This window comes from Gilliamella sp. Pra-s52, from assembly GCF_009795805.1.
Classification (GTDB): Bacteria; Pseudomonadota; Gammaproteobacteria; order Enterobacterales; family Orbaceae; genus Gilliamella.
Window position 1 is genome coordinate 99,061 of sequence record NZ_WTEY01000004.1, and the last position, 17,297, is coordinate 116,357.

The window sequence follows — 17,297 nt, forward strand, 5'->3', positions numbered from 1 at the left end:
CTATAAATATCTATATGATTTTTATATAGATATTTATTTTTGTTTTTATAAATCTACCTAGCTAGCTCTTACGTTAACGTTTTTATTTGTTTCTAATCTTTATACAGTTCTACATAAAACATTCAAAGAATCAGAATGTTAATTAATTGGTTGTAAAATTTTTGCTTGATAATCATTCCTGCAATAAATATACTGTATGTAATTACAGTATAAAAGGAGGGGTGAACGATGGATGAAATAACAAAAAATGATATTAAACTGGAACAAGCTGAATTTGTTAATCGATTAATGATTGATACTGAGCTGTCAGAATATGATATAAAAATTGGTTTATGTTTATTGCATGAATTATTATTGAAGATTAAGAATAGAAATGATTCGGAAATTAAAGAAAACTAATAAAAGCGGGCGCCCCCGCTTTTATTTATGCTGCTTGATGATTTTTGGTTGTAAGCGGTATTTTCACATTGGGATCAGGCATTGCACTTGGGACTATTGTTGCCGATATAGACTGCAAAACAACAAATGAATGACAACAATAAATATTTGTGCACTGTCTGTATTGTTTGCGAGTTATAGGGCTTATTTCCTCGCTAGTGCGGATTATTGTTTTTGAACGGCAATGGGGACATCTCATTACTTTTACCTCTTTAGGTATTGACTAAATTATAACTAATTTTATCATAATTCTATTTTAATTCAAAATGTTATAATTATTTTTCTTGTTCTTCTTTAGGTTTTTCGTCATCTTCTAATTTAATTTCGAGTTCAACATAAGTAGTATAACCGCTGTTTGTGTCTAAGCTATGCGTGCAACGGGTTATTGTCCATAGTGTTGAGTCAATTTCCTTTTTAAATCCTTCGACTGATGCGGGCATTTCTGGGTAAATGTCAGGGCGTCCTTCGGCAAGGTTGATGCTAAATTGTGATGCGCCGCGTTGTAATTTGTACCATTCATTACGAGCCGCTCGGTAAGCGTTTTGTTTTGATGCGTATGTGTGCCGTAATATTTTTACGTTTCCATCGGCACCGACTAGCACGCCATTTTCATCTTTGTTTGTCTGGTTATTTTTGTTTTTTGTCTTTCGAGTTGCTTTGGTCTGTTGTTTTTGTTGTTGACGGTAGTCAATCCAATAAGCCTTTACACCCGTGTAAGCATTTCTATCGGCAATAGCAAAGCGGTGCTGGTCGCCAAGCTTACGGGTGATTGTTGTTGTCGGTATGTATTTGCCATTTACTGTTTTTGCCAACCCTTTTTTGAAAATAATCAGCATGCCGTTTTTTAATGTTACAGCAGCATTAAAATCATTATATAGGCGTGTTAAAAATGAAGCATCAGATTCGTTGGTCTGGTCTATATGGGCAATGTGTTCATGCTCTATACTTTTATCTATTTTGTATAGCAAATTGTGCCGCTTTGCAATTTCTTTGGTTATTGATCCAAGTGTTGTATCGGAGTAGCTTTTTTCGCGTTTTTCGTTTAGTGAGTCACGCAAATTGGCACTTTTGCCACGAATTGATAGTACGTCGGGCGTTCCTGAATGCTCGCATTCGTCAATGGTGAAGATGTTTTGTAAAATGACGTTATCATTGACCCAACCTAGTGATACACTAATTTGAACTCCTCGCTTGGGTAGTTCAAGTTTGCCGTCGCTATCATCTAATTCGATAGATATGGTGTCAGCATCTAACCCTCGATTATCAGTAATTTGCATCGAGATAAGACGTTTATCAAAGTTAGATGTAATATCTTTATTATCAATAGTAATTGTGTAGGTTGGTTGTTTCATATCATTCCTATAATATCCGCGAAAGGTAACCAGTCTGGTGGGTCAACTTTTGTTAGTGATATAGTGAATTCAATCTTGCGGGGTGCACCATCTTTAAAAAATTCCGTTTTTGTTTTTTTTAAGTTGGTCATAACGAAGAAGCCAAGAGGTATGCCGGTACCTTCTATTAATGGCAATGAGTAGCCAAGATCGGCCATTCTTTCTAAAACGGCTAAACTTAATCTACCCCCTGTTAATTCTGGATATAATACGCCAGACAAAGTTATCGTTTCGTTATCACGACCAATAAATTGTAATGCTGAACGTTGATTTACACGTGAATTTGCTGGAAACCGCCAATCTTTATTTTCTTCCGCAGTCTGATACGGTATTGTTTTTAAGCTGAAAACAAATAAGCCATAACACATCATCATATTAATCGATATCCCTTAAACTTGATCGGTAGTGTGCTGATTGATTGCGTTCACGTCGTTCTATCTCTTTAGCTACACAACGTGCCAATTCTTTTTCATTCATGCCAGGTGCGGCATTTATTGTTATGTAATATTGTGATATACCTGAGGTACCCCTAATAGGACGGCGATTATCTACGACAACACCGCTTGAAAGTTGTGATCCTGTGGTTATTATGTTGTTTGCAAGTTGGCCAACACTTTGTATTGCGTCATTTTGATTTCTTTCAATACCGTTAACATACCCATCAACCGTGTGCCCGCCAAATTTTGCAAATAAACGAGAAGGGGAGTGAATATCTAATGTATTTTTAAATCGGTTGCCAATGTTTTTTCCAAGTTGGCTCATTGAGCGGAATGCATCACTTTGGTTATGTTCAATGCCATGTATATAACCATCAATTGTATAACCGCCGAATTTAGCAAAAACTCTGGATGGTGAGTGAATATCTAAAGTGCTTTTAAACCAGTTGCTAATATTTGTACCAAGATTTGATACCGTTTTTTTTGTTTCGTCCCACTTATTATTTATACCAGTTATTAAACCGTCAGAAATATTTGAGCCTATTTGGGTAAATTTATTAAATAGTCCATTTTCACCAGTAAAGATTTCTTCGATTTTTTTAGGTAAATCACGGATACGGTCGGGGATAGATATTATAAAGTCAATAATTTCTTTAATTTTGGAGTGTAATTTTTTTAATATATTTAAAGGAAATTTAATTACATCGCCGACAGTTCTCCCAAAAGATTTTCCTGATTCTTTTGCATTTTTAAACTCTTCTTTTGTTAATTTTACCGGTTCAAACAGCTCACAAAACCAATTTATTAAGCTGCTTATTTTTTCTCCAAGCCATTTAAATCCATTTCCGATTGTTGTAACAAATGGTTCAAGATATGAAAATTCTTCAACTACGGGTGATAATGATTCTTTCAATCCCTCCCAAAACCCAATAAAGAAAGCTTTGATTGGTTCCCAGTACTTACGAATCACTAAGGCCGCAATAACAATAACAGCAATTATTGCTGTTATTGCTAATCCTATTGGGTTTAATAAAAAAGCGCGACCAACAGAAGTGAATATGAATCCTAAACCTTTAAAAGCGGCTCCCAAGGATTTTATCGGTGAGCCAGCAATTGCAAGTAAAGTACGTCCAAAGGCTTTAAACCCACCATCGGCTATATTTGTTTTAGTGAATAAACCACCCAGAGACAATCCTAATCGTGATAATATAAATCGGGTCATCAACATTGGACCAAATACACTCATTAGCTTTATTGCAAATGCACCAAATGCAGTGGTGATTGCCGCAACTCCTGCGCCAATAACAACTAGTGCTTTACTTAATGCTGGGTGTTTTTTTAGAAATTCACCAACACCGTGCAAAAATTTAGTTAAGCCTTGGATGGCAGATCGTAGCCAGTCATTGTTTTTTTCGAATAGTTCAACGCTGATGTTTTCGAATGCAGCATGTAGCATTGTCATATCACCAGCTAAATTGTCGAGTTTGGTTTTTGCAACTCTGGCTGCTTCTCCATCATATTCCCCTTGCTCTCCACGCATTTTTTTCAAAAAGCCTGTCGATGCTTGAGTTAGCAAAACTTCAAATCCAGTTAAACCAATTTGCCCTGCAATTTGTTTATTTATTTGGGCTCGTTGTACATTCCCCATGTGTTTGGTGGCTTCAGATATTTCTGACATGATATCAATAACATCACGCATATTGCCGTTTTTATCTGCAACTTTAACGCCCAGTTTTGCTACTGCATTCGATGTGCCAAGTTGTACTAAAATTTGACGTAATGTTGTACCTGCTTGACTTCCTTGAATACCTGCATTACCCATTACAGCTGTTAGTGTTGAAATAGTCTCTAAGCTTTGTCCAAAGCTAGCTCCAACTCCTGCGCTATATTTTAGGGATTCGCCTAGCATAGGAATATCAACATTATTGCGAGTGAACATGGCCGTTAGAACATCAGCAACATGATCCATTTTTTCTGCAGGTAATCCCATTGCCATTTGAATGTTTGATGCAATATCTGCAGTGGTACCAAGATCAACATCGCCTGCGGCAGATAGATTCAGCATGCCAGGCATTGCTTTTAATATTTGATCTGGGTTATATCCCGTTCGACCTAAGAAATATTGTCCTTGTGCCACTTCGCTATCGGTGAATTTAGAAACTAATGGTAATTCTCGTGCTTGTTTTCGTAGTGCTAACATACGAGGATCGTTTTTGTCATCAATTCTTGTTACTGCTTGGGTTGCACTCATGCTGGCATCAAATTCGTAGCCAACATGTAGCAGATTTTTCATACCCCTCGCTACGGTTCGCCCAGTTGATAGAGCACCATAACCAACACCACCTAGTACCGCAACTCGTTGCATTCCTGTATCGTATTTTGAACGAACTTGGTTTATTTTTTGTTGATGTTGGTTTAGTTGTTTTAGTCGTTCGGCCTGCTGACTAATACTTTGATTAGCACTGATTATTTGGTTCTTTAATGTAATTTGATGTTGTGCTAAATTTTTAGTATTAATGCCTGATTGTTGTAATTCTGCGCGTAATGGCGTTAATTTATCTTTTAATTTTTTTGTTTCTGCGGTTACTTTACTAAATTCGTGTTGCAGTTTCTTTGTTGGTGTAGATGTGTTTTTTAGTTCGAATGCCAATGACTTAGCTTTATTTTTTGCATCTTCAAACTGTTTTTTTAACTGAATAAAACCATCAACATTTTTTTGAATGTTGTTAAGTTGGTTTAATTGATTGCGTGTGTCTTTTAATTGCTGAGCTAATCCTTTAGCACCGCTTATAACGTTACGAAGCGGTCGGCTGACATTGTCAACACCTTTCAAATTAACGTTTAATTGTAAATTATTCATCAGTTGAACCGCTTCTTAGACGGGCTTGTTCCCGCCATTCCATTAGTTCGGATAATGTAAACTTATACATAGCTGATGGTTGCCAATGAAATATTGTGGCAATATCTGCTATAGCATCTTCTACTCGGTTGGGGATCCCGTTGTTGCATTGTTCGATGTCTCTGACAAAAAACCGGCAATTACTTTTGTTATTTCAGAAAGGTCAATTAAATCTAAATTGAAAACTTCATGTTCAGCAATTGCTGGCGTTGCAATGCGTGGTAGTACCTTTGCTAGTGAATCAATATCTAGCTCGATAAAATCGACCAATTTTACTCCTCGAAGGTCACCCGTTAAAGGTTTGCGTATTGTTAATTCAGTAATAGTTGTTTTACCTGATTGTAAGCCTGATTTTAATTTAACTTGTTGTGTGTTTTGCATAACTTTTACCCTCATAATAATTTTATTGATAATTGTGATAGCCCTTACGGGCTATGTTTGTTGATTTATTAAATTCCAATTGCGTGGCGTGCTTGTTTTAAACGATCTTTTCCGCCAATTTTGTCAATCATATTGATATAATCGATTTCTACAGTTTCTTCGTTGTCAATAACTTCCTTATAGTAGGTGCAGTGTGTTGTAATCTTAGTCGAGTTACTTTCGCCTTGTTTGAGTTCGCCACGATCTTGTTCTTTATGCCGCCCAGTCATAATAATTTCGACTTTAGTGAAATCCTCACTATCATCTTTTTGGTAAGCACCCGCAAAGCGTAATTTAACACCATTTAATAACCCACCATGTTGTTTTAGCACTTCGTATGCTAAGCCGCCGATTGACCACTCCACAACTAATGCATCATCATCGTAACCTAGATCGATTGGTGCAGAACCTGGCATACCGCCTCCGCGGAAGTTTTCTAACTTGCGAGTTAATTTCGGCGGCGTAAATGATTCGACCTGACCGATATAAGAAGTACCGTTAACATAAACGTTAAAGTATTTGAGTTTTTTAGGTAAAGCCATTTAGTTGATCTCCGCTTAATTAGTTGCTACTGAATTAGCCAGATCGACCAAATACTTGTCAGTAATGCGCTGGCGTAACATAAGGTTTTCTAATGGTGGTACTGGGGTGTAGTCGTAATCAATATAGAGCTTACCCGCTTTTAGAATGTCTGGCGTGTTTGCTTCTGGATCAAACCATGCTTTGCCATCAACAATGTAACCGTTCGATTTTAATTCACGGAATTTATTGTTAATGGATTCGACTAAGTCTTTAATTAATGATGCATGCATTGGCGCATCCACTAATGCAAATTGTGCTTCGGCGATGGTGTCGGCCAATACTTGTGCTGTTCGTGTGTAGTTTTCAAATGCGAATAGGTTATCAGCGGAACATGTGCGAGATCCCCAAAAGCGGTAACCTTGGTTACAAATTAATGTGGTTACTTCATGTTCGTTTAGGTAATTTGAATCAGAGCTTTCTTCTTGCAAATCCCAAAAGACATCATGAGAAATCCCCGTTACACCATTAACGGCGACATTTGATAATGTTTTATGCCAACCGACCTGTTGGTCGATTTTGGCACGCAAACCAATAGCCCTAGCCGTTGCGGCCAATGTGACATTTTGCCTTTGTGTTGTATCAAAACCAACAAAATCAGGCCAAATTACCATGGCTTCACGTGCACCAAGTTGATCACGATAAAGTATTGCATCTTCTTTGGTTTTTGCTCCGTAAGCAGATAAGTAACAAAATGCACGCAATTTTTGTGCTAGCGATATTAGTGCGGTTGCAACTGGTAATGAGTCGTAACCCGGTACAGCCAAAATACGTGGCTTAACTTTAAGTTGGGTTTGTGCTGAAAGCAGGGCTTTCATGCCAGTATATTTGCCGTCGTTTGTTGTTGTGCCAATGATGTTTGCCGTTGTATCGGCATCTGTTGCACCTGTTTCAACACGCACAGCAACAATAACGGGTGAACACTGATCTGCAATGGCTTCAAGCGTTGGTTTTAGTGTGCCTTGTGAACCCGCTTTACCGATTACAGAGTTAACGTTGGTAATTAAAATCGGTGTATTAAGTGGAAAATGGTTAGCGTCCGCATCATCGCCGGTACACACAATACCAATGACAGCCGTTGAAACGGTTCTGATTGTTCGTGCACCTTCATTAATTTCAATAACTCGGACGCCGTGATGGTAATCGTTGGGCATAAGATCTCCGTAGTAGTTTACATATGTAAGTTTGTAAAATAAATGTACGGAGATAGTTGCACATTAGAAAAAATGGTGTTAGTTGTTCGGGTTGTAAAATGCTTATTTACAAGTAGACGCCAGAGAATAAAATAACTAATTTAATAATAAAGTAGAGCTAGCGCTCTACTTTTATTGTTGGCTTTCCATCTTTATCTGTAACAATTTCATGCCCAGTTGATTGTTTTTCCAATAAATCTTGATATTCAGATTGTGTTATTTCAATAGCATCATCTGGGATATTAGTATGTATAACGTCAAAATAAAATCCCGTGGTTGATTTACTAAAATATATTTTCATATTAATGTCCTATGATCTCAAAATGTACAACTGGGTTAAAACCTAAATGAGGCGATGTGACAGCGATGGTTAATTTAGATGGACTACCGTGCAGATTAGCCGATACTGAGTTGCCACACATCGAACTTTGATTATTATATGTTGTGCATGCTAATGTTACATTTACAGCATCAGAGTTGTGAGGAAATGCTATTGGCAATAATATTTCATAATAGTTAGTGTAAAATTTTGTATCACCTATTTGTTCAGAATTAAATTCGCGTATAGGATACAACTGCACAGCCCCCCACTGGCGAATTAATCCACTTGGCATAATTTCAAAGCCCGGATTCCATGCAATAACGTTAAAATCACTTTTAGATATCAATTCAGAGCCATTATAATTCGGCCGTTTTTTAAAATTGGTCCGATCATTTACCTCATAAGTAGGTATATCTCCGCTCATTTTTTTACTAGCTGGTAATGCATTGATATCATCCGCACTAAGGATTATATCATTCTCTAATTTTTTATTATTAATTTTTCGGGACGCGGGGACCAGAAGCTCTATACTATCATCAACATATTCACGCGTAGCTAAAACAACAGATGGATCGATTTTTAGTTCAACCGAATCAATATTATCAATAATAATTATCATTCTGATGATTTGGGTACGACCACTACCTTCGGTTAGTTGTGGCTTATAAGTTGGAGGGCAATTACCTACTGCAATTAAATTTCCTTTATCATCAAATAGCCCGATCTCGTGAATAAACCACCCACCCTCGTTTTCGGGGATCACTTGTTCGGCAATAATTTGATTGTGGTTGTTATTATCAACTGATAACGAATTGATTGCAGCCCGACGCACTTCGTGAATTAGTGAGGTTTGATTAGCTATGGGTTTGGGCACAGCTCCGTTGCCATCACCAACTGCCATTTGGGTTAATTTTAGCGGAATACCTAATGCCGTTGCGTTAGCCAGTAGTTCCGCCCCTAGTTTTGTTAATATTGTGTAGTAAGTTTGACTCATGGTTGTATGCTCATTGTATCGATTAAGTGAATGGTTGCGCCAATCTGACCTTTTGATGATGTTGTAACTGCTTGAGTAATATATGGGTAGATATTCAATGTATTACCATCATAACAACTGGCTCCAATTTTTGTGCTACCACTTGTTACGAGTTGCAGTGATAAACCTGATAAATGCCGTGAAACAGGTTTAACATCATCAATGATTCGGCTTAATTCTTGGTAAGATTCATCGGTAATACCCTTATCTGATATACCAATTTCAATTGCAAATGTGCCAGGTGTTTTGTTGCTTTGCCACCATTCGATAATATTTATCAAATAACCAAATGGTTCAACTGCACGGCGAATGGCTTCCTTGGTACCTTTTAGTTTGTGAATTTCAAATGCCTCAGCAATAACTTTACGTTTTGTTTGTTCTGGCCAGTTTTCGTCCCAACGATCAACGCTATATTGCCAAGCCAAATAAGGTAATAGTTCAAATGGGCAAGTTTTTGGATCCCAAAGTGAACGTAAATGAATAGGTGGATCACAAATCATAGCTTGTGATAGATTTTTTTCAAGTTGAGTGGCAGATGGTGGTAATAGCGTTCTATTCGTCATAACCGGCAACCTCAACTTGATAATTTGTGCAATAACTGGCTTGTTCTCGATTGATTAATATATCTTGCGTGGGTTGTAGTAATTCGACACGTTGAACACCAGCAACATGTAATGCTGAAATAATTGCACTGCGATTAATTCTACGTCCAATGCGGTGTTTTTCGGTTATATACTCTTGCAAATTATTGGCTGCTGCTTTTTTGATTGGTTCTGATTCTGGACCTGGATATAAATAAAGCTTAGCTTTTATTTCATACTCAATCAGTGTGACTGATTTAACCGTGACTCGATCAGCGATAGGGCGACGATTGTCTTGATTGACAGCATCGGCAACAATACGAATAAGATCGCTGCTAGCTATACCATTATTCTCACGAGATAGAATTGCGAGAGTTACGCAAGCCGGTGCGGGGCTTTCGGCGGCGGCATCTAATACTCGACCATCAGCACTGCGAGCATAAAACTCATAAGCGGCACGAGGACCCGCAACGGATAAACCTTCAAATGCGGCTTGAATTCGCATTCTAAAATCGCTATCTGATTCTTTTATTTCTGGGATTGATGGCGCGACTGTATTATCTTCGTGCTGAATGATTAAACGATAAACATGAAAGTTAGCCCCTAGATTATCTAAGTCATTGCCTTTAGCGTGGGCAATCATTAATGCGTGCGATGCTTCGTTTATACGCTGGCGTATAATTAACTCATAATACGTGCTTTCTTGTAGTAGTTTAACGATTGGCTCACTTTCATATTGCAATGTTTTTGCCACTTCATTTTGTTGTTCTTTGGGATATAGCGATATAAACCTTTCTTTACGTTGAGCAAATAAAGCTTCAAAGTCTAGTGATTCGATAATATCAGGTGCTGGGAGTTTTGATAAATCAGTTAACGTGGCCATGTTGCGATCTCTATGTCACTGGTAAAAGTTTGATTAGGTTTGTCTGTCCGTGAGCCTGTTAATTGCATTATCAGTTTTTCTTTATCGGCAAAAACGTCTACAGCATCTAGTTTTATACGTGGTTCCCACTGATTTAATGCCATGACTGTCGCTGAAATGACACGCAATCTGGTTGCTTCGGTGTTTGGGTTGTCTAAAAGCAAAAATAAAAACGAACCATAATCACGACGTTCAACTCGTGAGCCTATCGGTGTTGTTAAAATATCTTTAACGGATTGATTAATGTGATCCATATCAGTAATGGTTCGACCATTCTGGTTGTTCATTCCGATATAACTCATTTTTGAGGACCTCCAGTTAGATCGCCACCAGCTTTGACTCCATTATGTTTATGCGTATCAAGTACAACCCCGTTTGATGACAATTTGCCTTGCTGATGAATTACGTTTCCAGTTAATACACCCGTATTACCGCTAGCACCGCCACCTGTTGCGCTAAATGATTTAAATGTCACATGATCACTACATTCAACAAGTGGTGTATCAAGGTGGATTTTGGTACCCGCTTTAGCAGTGATTTGTTCACTTGCTTCAATAACTGCAGTTTTAATGCCTTTTATGGTTAAACTGCTGTTTTTCGGTTCGTATTCAAACGTTGCACCGTCTGGAAATGTTACTAAATAAGCATCTTCTGAAGTTGATGGCGCAGGGTTATCATTACAATAAAGGCTTGGTAATACGCAACCAAGTTCAAGATTACCATTTGGACTTAATATAAAAACCTGTTCACCAATAGAAGGGCGCCACCACGATCGGCTTTTACCTGCACGGTGAGTAAACCATGGTAACCAGGCAGTAACCAATTTGCCAGAACGGACTTTTACCCGATCGCCTTTGGTTTGACAAACGACGCCTTGGCGGATCAGGTTCTCAATTTTTCGTAATATATCGACTAGGTCGGCAGGGTGATAATTTTGCATAGCGTTATCATTATTATTTATAGGTAAACAATAAAGCTTATCGACTTGTAAAATTGATTTTTACAACTTGCTAGCCAAGTGGGCGATAGTAATTTGCTCAATCGTGTTATAGTCGTGTTGATTGAATCCAAGCAGCTTTCTGGATGGATATTTAATTGTCCAATCATCTTTTTTATTTACTCGTGCACGTAATCCGTAATGATGAATGTGGGTTATACGAGATACCGAATTAATAAATTTTACGGTAGCGCAATTACTGTTTGCTGATATGCGTAGATATTTAGTTGTTCGTAGCTTGGTAAACATTTTACGGCGAATCTTTCCCGTTTTTTTTCGGAATGCTTGTGGTCTCCTTGGTTCAAAAGATGTGCCATCTGGTTGCCTTTGTGCTGTAATGCGTTTACGGTTGCTTTCTCGTAATTTTTGGGCAATTTCACGAGCTAACTTGGTGCGATTACTGTTATTTAGCTGAGTGAGTATGCCGTTTGCATACTCATGTAATTTATTTAACTCGTCGGCCATATTTCGTTAACCCAATCTGGTCGCATATCAATGGGTGGTTCGTCGGTAACGTGTTTGTATTCAAGCCCATTTGAACCTTTTTTCACAATGACACGCTCAGTTAATTTAAGTTCAATACTGACATCGGTAGTATTATTATTTAATTGTTCAATCTCAAATTTAATGGCACCTTTTCTTAATTCAGGGTTTGCCATAAATTCTTGTTGGTTGATATACACCCAGCTAATTATCGGCACAACCAGATAGTCAATTGGTTGTTCATAATCAGTAATGATCAGGTTTACTTTATACTCATATTCAAAACTAAGACTTTTTGCGGCCGTTGCTGTTATGTCACCATCATCGACAAATATATGTAATTTATCGGGATTGTTTTTGATAAACAAATTGTTGTCTTCAAGTACTTTTCGGAGTTGGTTAATTTTTTTCATGCTGATCCTGTTGGCATTGATAAATCATTTCGACTTGAACCGCACATTGATGCCATGCTGTTAAGATGGCTTGGTTATCGTCAATTAATGAACGATTCTGCCTTAAATTATTCATGGGGAGATAACAAGGCGTTACGGTTGGACATCCAGTTTTGATAATCTTCACTTCCTTTAATTTCTGGCCGTGTGTACAACCGTTTAATAACATCAGGCAAATCAGTATCAGACCACATGCGTAATTGTTTATTTTCATTGATAAGTTGCTCCAACTGTTGTTGATATTGACGATTTAACGCATCAACTGCTTGCAGTTGATTTTTTTGTTCTATCAGTTTTTGTTCATTTGCTTGGTACTGATCGCTAAGTTCAAGTAATTCATTATTTTTATAATCAATGATTTCGATTAACGCTTGCTTATCATTTTTTAGTTGTAGATTACTAGCTTGTAATTGCTTGTTTTTAGTGCTTAATAATTGATCTCGTAAATAGCCAAACGACAAACAAAGTAGCAATAGTAACCACGGTAACAATTTACTTTTTAGTAGATTTTGCATAGTTTTCGTATGCCTCTTTAAGTTTTGAGTCATAGCTATTTTTTTTATAAGCTGGACCGTTGTAGAGTTTGGCAAATGTTGAAAAATCTTTGTCTTTCATTGCTTGTAATAGCTTGCAGTTTGATTTATGTGCAACAAAACGGTAAAACGCATCTAATTGCATTTCTTCGCTTTCTGTCATCTGTTGTTCAAATTGCTGCGCTGATTCATAGCCAAGTAGTTGCCAGTGGAACCCCATAATCTGAAATAAGCCCCAGCTAGTACTTTCAATTGCCGAATCCATATCAATTTGCTTGGCCAGAGTTAGCCGATAGTTTTCACGAGCACCACCTAAATAACCACCTGCAGTGGGATTGATTAAATCAGGATAAGTATTTGATAGTTTTTCTATATCAAAGCCATGCTTTTTAAGCTGACGGTAAAAGATATGCCTTTCAAATAGAATCACAGGCAAACCGTTTTTAATGCCTGATGAGCGAGCCTCAATTTTGGTTACCGCCTGCACCATAGCCAGTTCAACTCCTAGCTTATTAGCCACATTTTGCAATTGTTCCGTTGTTATCATTATTTATTTAACCTCTTATGATGCTGATGTTGATTAGGAGAACGGCAAAGCGTGCTAATGTTGCCTTTGCTTTTTAAAAAGCAGATAAGTAGTGCTATATTCATAACTACTTGGGCGCAGTAAGCACGGTTTAATAAACCGAAAGATGAGAATAAAAATACTGATGCACTTGATGTAATCATTAACCATGCTAGCCAGCTATATTTGGCTTTGTATTGGCAATTTTCACGATCGAATGTAAATAATCGAATAGCAATTAATAAACAAAGAAAAGCGTTAAGGGTTATCATGGTTTTCCCCCTTTAAATTTGTCGAATAAATCAGATGGATCATCAAACTTTTTAATTAACCACAGTAGTAGCTTGACACTTACCGCCGAGGCGACTAATGCACCAAGTCCAAGCGGTACTTTTGTTTGAATATTTGACGGGAAAAAAGGGATCAATAGATATAATGTTATTTCGGCCAGTAACATTCCTATCGCAAAAGATATAAAAAATAGAATAATACGCCGAAGTACTGAGATGTGTTCTTCACTAATCACCAGTAAAATTGATCCACAAAGCGCACCTAAAATAATGCCGTTTTCGATATTTGGATAAATCATTGATATTGAAAACGCACTAATAACCGCCGTAAATGTTGTTGTAGTTGGTTCTGTCATTCCATTAATCCCATAAGTTTAATCGTTTTTTTTCTGGCTCTGGCACGGTTTCAGGCACATTTAATGCGGTGCCCATTGGGAGCATTGCTGGCAGTTCGCATAACATTGGGTTGTTTTGATAAATAATTTCAACAATCCCTTTTGTTTTGCCAAAAATTCGATACGCTAATGCGTCAACGGTTTCATTTTGCATTGCATAGACAATCATTAAATCAATTCCATGGTTGATCGTGATTTGCCCAAGATGTCACGAATTGCATAACGTGCATTGCGGTATAAGTTGCCCACGCTTTCGATGTTAGGTTCAATGTCACCTTTGGCTTTTGCGGTTGCATCAAAATTAATATACTGTTCATTCAATAATGCATTTGCCCACGAATAAACCGCATGTTTGTATAAAATTAAATATTTTGATTCACCATTAATTTGCTCGTCATTTAAATTGTTAATTGATGTAATGCCTGCCGCTTGCTTTGTTAGCCGCCAGTTATATAAGTCGTCATTTACTGCAATAATTGCACTGGCAATTGCTGTTTTTAATCGCTCAGTTGTGACGGTGCCGTCGAGCCGCTGAGTTTTTCGAACATCATTAACATTAATTGCTGGAAAAAACGAAATATTACTGATTTCGAGATTGTCAGCTTCGTTAGCACTTGCGATAGCCGTAAAGTCGTTCATAATTTACCTTTGTTGAGCGGCGGTGGACAAAAGCGCTAACGTGTAAAATACATTTATTGCTTTTGTGCCGCCGAGGTGTGAGGGTTCACCCAGTTAAGAATCCGCCTTATTTAAGGCTTTTTCTAATTCTTTAATAGCTGTTTTTACGCCTGAACTTTCGTCAAGTTCAAGTGCTCGTTTTAAATAGCCTAAAGCTTGCTCTGGCTGTGTTTCTTTTAACACATAGCCAATAGCTTTATTTAATTTTGCTCTGACCTGATCAAACATATCTTTATCAGCCACTAATTCGGCAAATTTAAGCAAAACATCAGCGTTAACTGTTTGCTTATTGCTAATTTGTGTTAGCGTTGTATTAGCTAATTCTTCGGTAATTAGTGTAGCGGTTTGGCGTTGGTACTCATCGGGTGTAACCCAATTGTGTTTTAATGCGTGTTCGGCAAGCGGGTAGGCAAGCTCAAATTGTTTAGTGTCAATCATCCATACCATTAGACGCATAAATACATCATCTTGCTGAGCATTATCAGACTCAAGCACACCGTTAATCCAATCCATATATTCGGGAATAAGTTGCTTTTTAAGCTCAATTTTTGCTTCCGTTGATTGAAATTTTTTTAAACGAATACGATCGTTATTTAGTTTGGCTAGCATCATTTCGTAAGCGTTGATTGCTCGCAGGTTGTCTGTATTACGCTCCTTTTGAGCGTAATGTTTTTGTAAAAACTTTTGTGCTGGTGATATCATCTATCTTTCCCTTATCTGACTTCAATATTTTCAATTAAACAGCCGGCATCATAACGTTCTACAACAAAGGCTTCGTTGGCGGATTGGAAGTCTTCAATGCGATCACGTTTAGGGTTGTCAATAATTTGACGGCGGGCTGTTTCATTTTGAATATAGATAGCTAAATTGCTAAAAGATGTAATTAGCATTGCTCCTTTAGGGAAGTAGGGCACTCGGTATGCTGGTAATTCACCAATTGATTTTTTAGCAAGTAAGATTTGACCTGCTACTTTTTCGGTGTTTTTATCTGCTTCGTTAGCAATAGGGAAGTACTTATCATGAAGTAATCCACGACCACATATAACAACTAGATCGGTGTCTTCTGAATAAACTGGATCGATTAAGTTTTCAACGGCATCATAGACTAATGCGTCAAGGTTTTTATAGTCACCACCGTTACTGGCAATAATAATTTTACCTGGTGTTACTGTACCTTCGTTCATTACTCTTTCAGGTGCATCTTCTCGGTAATGTTGTAACCAGCCTTTATTTACATCTTGTAGTAAAGGGTATGTGGTTTTATTGGAAGTTGGTGCACGATGGGTACCATTAAATCCAATCATAATACGATCTAATGCTTTTTGTTTAATTAGCGCATCACGCAAAAGGGTTTGAAAGTTCTTTTTGTGGCGCCATGCATCCAATTTTGCATAACGGATTGATGTATCGTAGTTGGTTTGTTCACAACGGTAACTAAATTGGTTTAGATCTGAGATATCTACAGCTTCACGTTCTTGTGCTGTGGTATCGGTTGTGCTGGCTGTTGTGCCTGTTACACCAACGCCAACTTTTTCACCTTCTTGAGCATCAACAAATTCAAAGTTAATTTTACTTAAGAATTCAGATGATTGTTGGGTGCGTTTTTCTAATGTTTGGTTTACCTCTGGATTGACAGCAAAACTTTCACTGGCATCATCAATGCCATTAAGCTGTGCAATGCGGTGTTTAAATCCATTAAATAACTTTCGGGTTTCATTTCTCATTATGGGTTTCCTAATTCGGTTAATCTAATTTGTTTGTTATTGTTGGTTTTAATAGTCTGCTTTTAGCAGTCGGTTTCAGTGTCCATGGATCCGCCCGCCGAAATTGGACGCTCTGGCGATTCGGGAAGTTCACTCAATAGCTCGACAAGCTCAGTATTTTGTTTTTTTACTTTGGTAAGTTCGTTGGTTAATTCAACAATTTTGGCGTCAAGATTAGTAAAGCGTTCAGTTGTCGCCGTTGCGAACTGCTCGATAATCTCACCAAGTTGTACAAACTTAGTTGAGTCTTTTTCTGATTTACTTTTAAATAAACCCGTTAGACGATCTAACATGGCACTAAAAGCGGTATCACTTTGGGGATCCACATCTTCAAAGTCGATCACTGTTTCTTCGGCAACGGTGAAAAGGTTATTTGGTGATTGTTTACGGCTAGCTAACGGGTTAACGCTTGCTTTTGCACTGAACTCTAAAAATTCGGTACCAAGGCTAGCTGGGTCGTCAGTAACAGCAAGACCAACAAGGTAAGCTTCGCCAGTGTCAGCAAATTCGGCATTAACTTCGATAGAGGTATAAACTTTTTGCTTAGCTTTATTAAGCTCAATGAGTTCATCGGTTGGTTCAATTTGTGCAAGTAATGCAAGCTTTCCTGCTAATGGACCGGTTTTGATTTCTTCGGCTCGTAATGCTAATACATCGCCATAACGTTTAAATTGGCTATCTGGTGAATAACCTTTGATATGTTCTAAATTGATACGTGCGCCATAAACATCACGGTCATAATTTTCAGCCATTTGCTCGATCCATTCTTTTTGGATCTTACGGCCGTCGGTGGTGGCACCTTCTACCGCAACACGAAACCATTTTGATTTAATTTTTTTTGACTTCTTAACGTCTGTCCCCATTGTTGTAATCCTTAGCTGATTGTTTTTGCATTATGTTGAATTGACAAACAAAAGAGAGCAATT

Annotated in this window: 27 protein-coding genes; 1 reads left to right on the plus strand and 26 read right to left on the minus strand. The window is 37.7% G+C overall.

What is annotated here, in order from left to right; genetic code table 11:
* Positions 1 to 228: 228 nt before the first annotated feature.
* Positions 229 to 399, plus strand: coding sequence for a hypothetical protein (locus tag GQ594_RS05000; protein ID WP_160411531.1), 171 nt, complete (start codon positions 229 to 231; stop codon positions 397 to 399).
* Positions 400 to 424: 25 nt separating this feature from the next.
* Here the strand turns inward: GQ594_RS05000 and GQ594_RS12440 are convergent, their stop codons facing one another.
* The 26 genes from GQ594_RS12440 to GQ594_RS05125 all read right to left on the minus strand — a co-directional run bounded on the left by GQ594_RS12440 (position 425) and on the right by GQ594_RS05125 (position 17,234).
* Positions 425 to 637 (minus strand): ogr/Delta-like zinc finger family protein, encoded by a 213-nt coding sequence (locus GQ594_RS12440; RefSeq protein ID WP_160411532.1) that lies wholly within the window; start codon positions 635 to 637, stop codon positions 425 to 427.
* A 76-nt stretch (positions 638 to 713) separates the two neighbouring features.
* On the minus strand, positions 714 to 1,790 hold the full coding sequence (locus tag GQ594_RS05010) for a phage late control D family protein (RefSeq protein ID WP_160411533.1): 1,077 nt from the start codon (positions 1,788 to 1,790) through the stop codon (positions 714 to 716).
* Positions 1,787 to 2,200 (minus strand): phage tail protein, encoded by a 414-nt coding sequence (locus tag GQ594_RS05015; protein WP_202112462.1) that lies wholly within the window; start codon positions 2,198 to 2,200, stop codon positions 1,787 to 1,789. Before GQ594_RS05015 ends, GQ594_RS05010 begins: the two co-directional genes overlap by 4 nt.
* A 4-nt stretch (positions 2,201 to 2,204) precedes the next feature.
* On the minus strand, positions 2,205 to 5,126 hold the full coding sequence (locus tag GQ594_RS05020; protein ID WP_160411535.1) for a phage tail tape measure protein: 2,922 nt from the start codon (positions 5,124 to 5,126) through the stop codon (positions 2,205 to 2,207).
* Positions 5,119 to 5,283: a GpE family phage tail protein gene (locus tag GQ594_RS05025; RefSeq protein ID WP_442903524.1), complete on the minus strand. Its 165-nt coding sequence runs from the start codon at positions 5,281 to 5,283 to the stop codon at positions 5,119 to 5,121. Before GQ594_RS05025 ends, GQ594_RS05020 begins: the two co-directional genes overlap by 8 nt.
* Positions 5,247 to 5,546, minus strand: a complete 300-nt coding sequence (locus GQ594_RS05030) for a phage tail assembly protein (RefSeq protein WP_160411536.1) — start codon at positions 5,544 to 5,546, stop codon at positions 5,247 to 5,249. The genes GQ594_RS05025 and GQ594_RS05030 overlap by 37 nt, the downstream gene beginning before the upstream one ends.
* Before the next feature lie 68 nt (positions 5,547 to 5,614).
* Positions 5,615 to 6,127, minus strand: coding sequence for a phage major tail tube protein (locus GQ594_RS05035; protein ID WP_160411537.1), 513 nt, complete (start codon positions 6,125 to 6,127; stop codon positions 5,615 to 5,617).
* A 15-nt stretch (positions 6,128 to 6,142) separates the two neighbouring features.
* Entirely contained in the window at positions 6,143 to 7,318 is a 1,176-nt protein-coding gene (locus GQ594_RS05040) for a phage tail sheath protein (protein ID WP_160411538.1), read from the minus strand.
* A 157-nt stretch (positions 7,319 to 7,475) separates the two neighbouring features.
* The gene (locus tag GQ594_RS05045; protein WP_160411539.1) at positions 7,476 to 7,658 is read right to left on the minus strand and encodes a hypothetical protein; all 183 of its coding nucleotides are present in this window, start codon (positions 7,656 to 7,658) and stop codon (positions 7,476 to 7,478) included.
* Position 7,659: 1 nt separating this feature from the next.
* Positions 7,660 to 8,673: a phage tail protein gene (locus tag GQ594_RS05050; RefSeq protein ID WP_160411540.1), complete on the minus strand. Its 1,014-nt coding sequence runs from the start codon at positions 8,671 to 8,673 to the stop codon at positions 7,660 to 7,662.
* Entirely contained in the window at positions 8,670 to 9,275 is a 606-nt protein-coding gene (locus GQ594_RS05055; protein WP_160411541.1) for a phage tail protein I, read from the minus strand. Before GQ594_RS05055 ends, GQ594_RS05050 begins: the two co-directional genes overlap by 4 nt.
* On the minus strand, positions 9,265 to 10,176 hold the full coding sequence (locus GQ594_RS05060; RefSeq protein ID WP_160411542.1) for a baseplate J/gp47 family protein: 912 nt from the start codon (positions 10,174 to 10,176) through the stop codon (positions 9,265 to 9,267). Before GQ594_RS05060 ends, GQ594_RS05055 begins: the two co-directional genes overlap by 11 nt.
* Positions 10,164 to 10,517: a GPW/gp25 family protein gene (locus GQ594_RS05065; protein WP_160411543.1), complete on the minus strand. Its 354-nt coding sequence runs from the start codon at positions 10,515 to 10,517 to the stop codon at positions 10,164 to 10,166. The genes GQ594_RS05060 and GQ594_RS05065 overlap by 13 nt, the downstream gene beginning before the upstream one ends.
* Positions 10,514 to 11,155 (minus strand): phage baseplate assembly protein V, encoded by a 642-nt coding sequence (locus tag GQ594_RS05070; protein WP_160411544.1) that lies wholly within the window; start codon positions 11,153 to 11,155, stop codon positions 10,514 to 10,516. The genes GQ594_RS05065 and GQ594_RS05070 overlap by 4 nt, the downstream gene beginning before the upstream one ends.
* A gap of 60 nt (positions 11,156 to 11,215) precedes the next feature.
* Positions 11,216 to 11,677: a phage virion morphogenesis protein gene (locus tag GQ594_RS05075; RefSeq protein ID WP_160411545.1), complete on the minus strand. Its 462-nt coding sequence runs from the start codon at positions 11,675 to 11,677 to the stop codon at positions 11,216 to 11,218.
* Positions 11,662 to 12,108, minus strand: a complete 447-nt coding sequence (locus tag GQ594_RS05080; RefSeq protein WP_160411546.1) for a phage tail protein — start codon at positions 12,106 to 12,108, stop codon at positions 11,662 to 11,664. Before GQ594_RS05080 ends, GQ594_RS05075 begins: the two co-directional genes overlap by 16 nt.
* The gene (lysC, locus tag GQ594_RS12180; protein ID WP_237398479.1) at positions 12,095 to 12,316 is read right to left on the minus strand and encodes an Rz1-like lysis system protein LysC; all 222 of its coding nucleotides are present in this window, start codon (positions 12,314 to 12,316) and stop codon (positions 12,095 to 12,097) included. Before lysC ends, GQ594_RS05080 begins: the two co-directional genes overlap by 14 nt.
* Positions 12,216 to 12,662, minus strand: a complete 447-nt coding sequence (locus tag GQ594_RS05085) for a hypothetical protein (RefSeq protein WP_160411547.1) — start codon at positions 12,660 to 12,662, stop codon at positions 12,216 to 12,218. Before GQ594_RS05085 ends, lysC begins: the two co-directional genes overlap by 101 nt.
* Positions 12,640 to 13,227 carry an N-acetylmuramidase family protein gene (locus GQ594_RS05090; RefSeq protein ID WP_160411548.1) on the minus strand — a complete coding sequence of 196 codons (588 nt, stop codon included), beginning with the start codon at positions 13,225 to 13,227 and terminating at the stop codon, positions 12,640 to 12,642. Before GQ594_RS05090 ends, GQ594_RS05085 begins: the two co-directional genes overlap by 23 nt.
* Positions 13,227 to 13,517, minus strand: coding sequence for a phage holin family protein (locus GQ594_RS05095; protein ID WP_160411549.1), 291 nt, complete (start codon positions 13,515 to 13,517; stop codon positions 13,227 to 13,229). The genes GQ594_RS05090 and GQ594_RS05095 overlap by 1 nt, the downstream gene beginning before the upstream one ends.
* On the minus strand, positions 13,514 to 13,891 hold the full coding sequence (locus tag GQ594_RS05100) for a putative holin (RefSeq protein WP_160411550.1): 378 nt from the start codon (positions 13,889 to 13,891) through the stop codon (positions 13,514 to 13,516). Before GQ594_RS05100 ends, GQ594_RS05095 begins: the two co-directional genes overlap by 4 nt.
* Before the next feature lie 4 nt (positions 13,892 to 13,895).
* Positions 13,896 to 14,099 (minus strand): tail protein X, encoded by a 204-nt coding sequence (locus GQ594_RS05105; protein ID WP_065608901.1) that lies wholly within the window; start codon positions 14,097 to 14,099, stop codon positions 13,896 to 13,898.
* Positions 14,099 to 14,569 carry a head completion/stabilization protein gene (locus tag GQ594_RS05110; RefSeq protein ID WP_160411551.1) on the minus strand — a complete coding sequence of 157 codons (471 nt, stop codon included), beginning with the start codon at positions 14,567 to 14,569 and terminating at the stop codon, positions 14,099 to 14,101. Before GQ594_RS05110 ends, GQ594_RS05105 begins: the two co-directional genes overlap by 1 nt.
* Before the next feature lie 93 nt (positions 14,570 to 14,662).
* Positions 14,663 to 15,310, minus strand: a complete 648-nt coding sequence (gene gpM, locus GQ594_RS05115) for a phage terminase small subunit (protein WP_160411552.1) — start codon at positions 15,308 to 15,310, stop codon at positions 14,663 to 14,665.
* A gap of 11 nt (positions 15,311 to 15,321) precedes the next feature.
* Positions 15,322 to 16,332 carry a phage major capsid protein, P2 family gene (locus GQ594_RS05120; RefSeq protein WP_160411553.1) on the minus strand — a complete coding sequence of 337 codons (1,011 nt, stop codon included), beginning with the start codon at positions 16,330 to 16,332 and terminating at the stop codon, positions 15,322 to 15,324.
* Positions 16,333 to 16,394: 62 nt separating this feature from the next.
* Positions 16,395 to 17,234: a GPO family capsid scaffolding protein gene (locus GQ594_RS05125; protein WP_160411554.1), complete on the minus strand. Its 840-nt coding sequence runs from the start codon at positions 17,232 to 17,234 to the stop codon at positions 16,395 to 16,397.
* Positions 17,235 to 17,297: the final 63 nt, after the last annotated feature.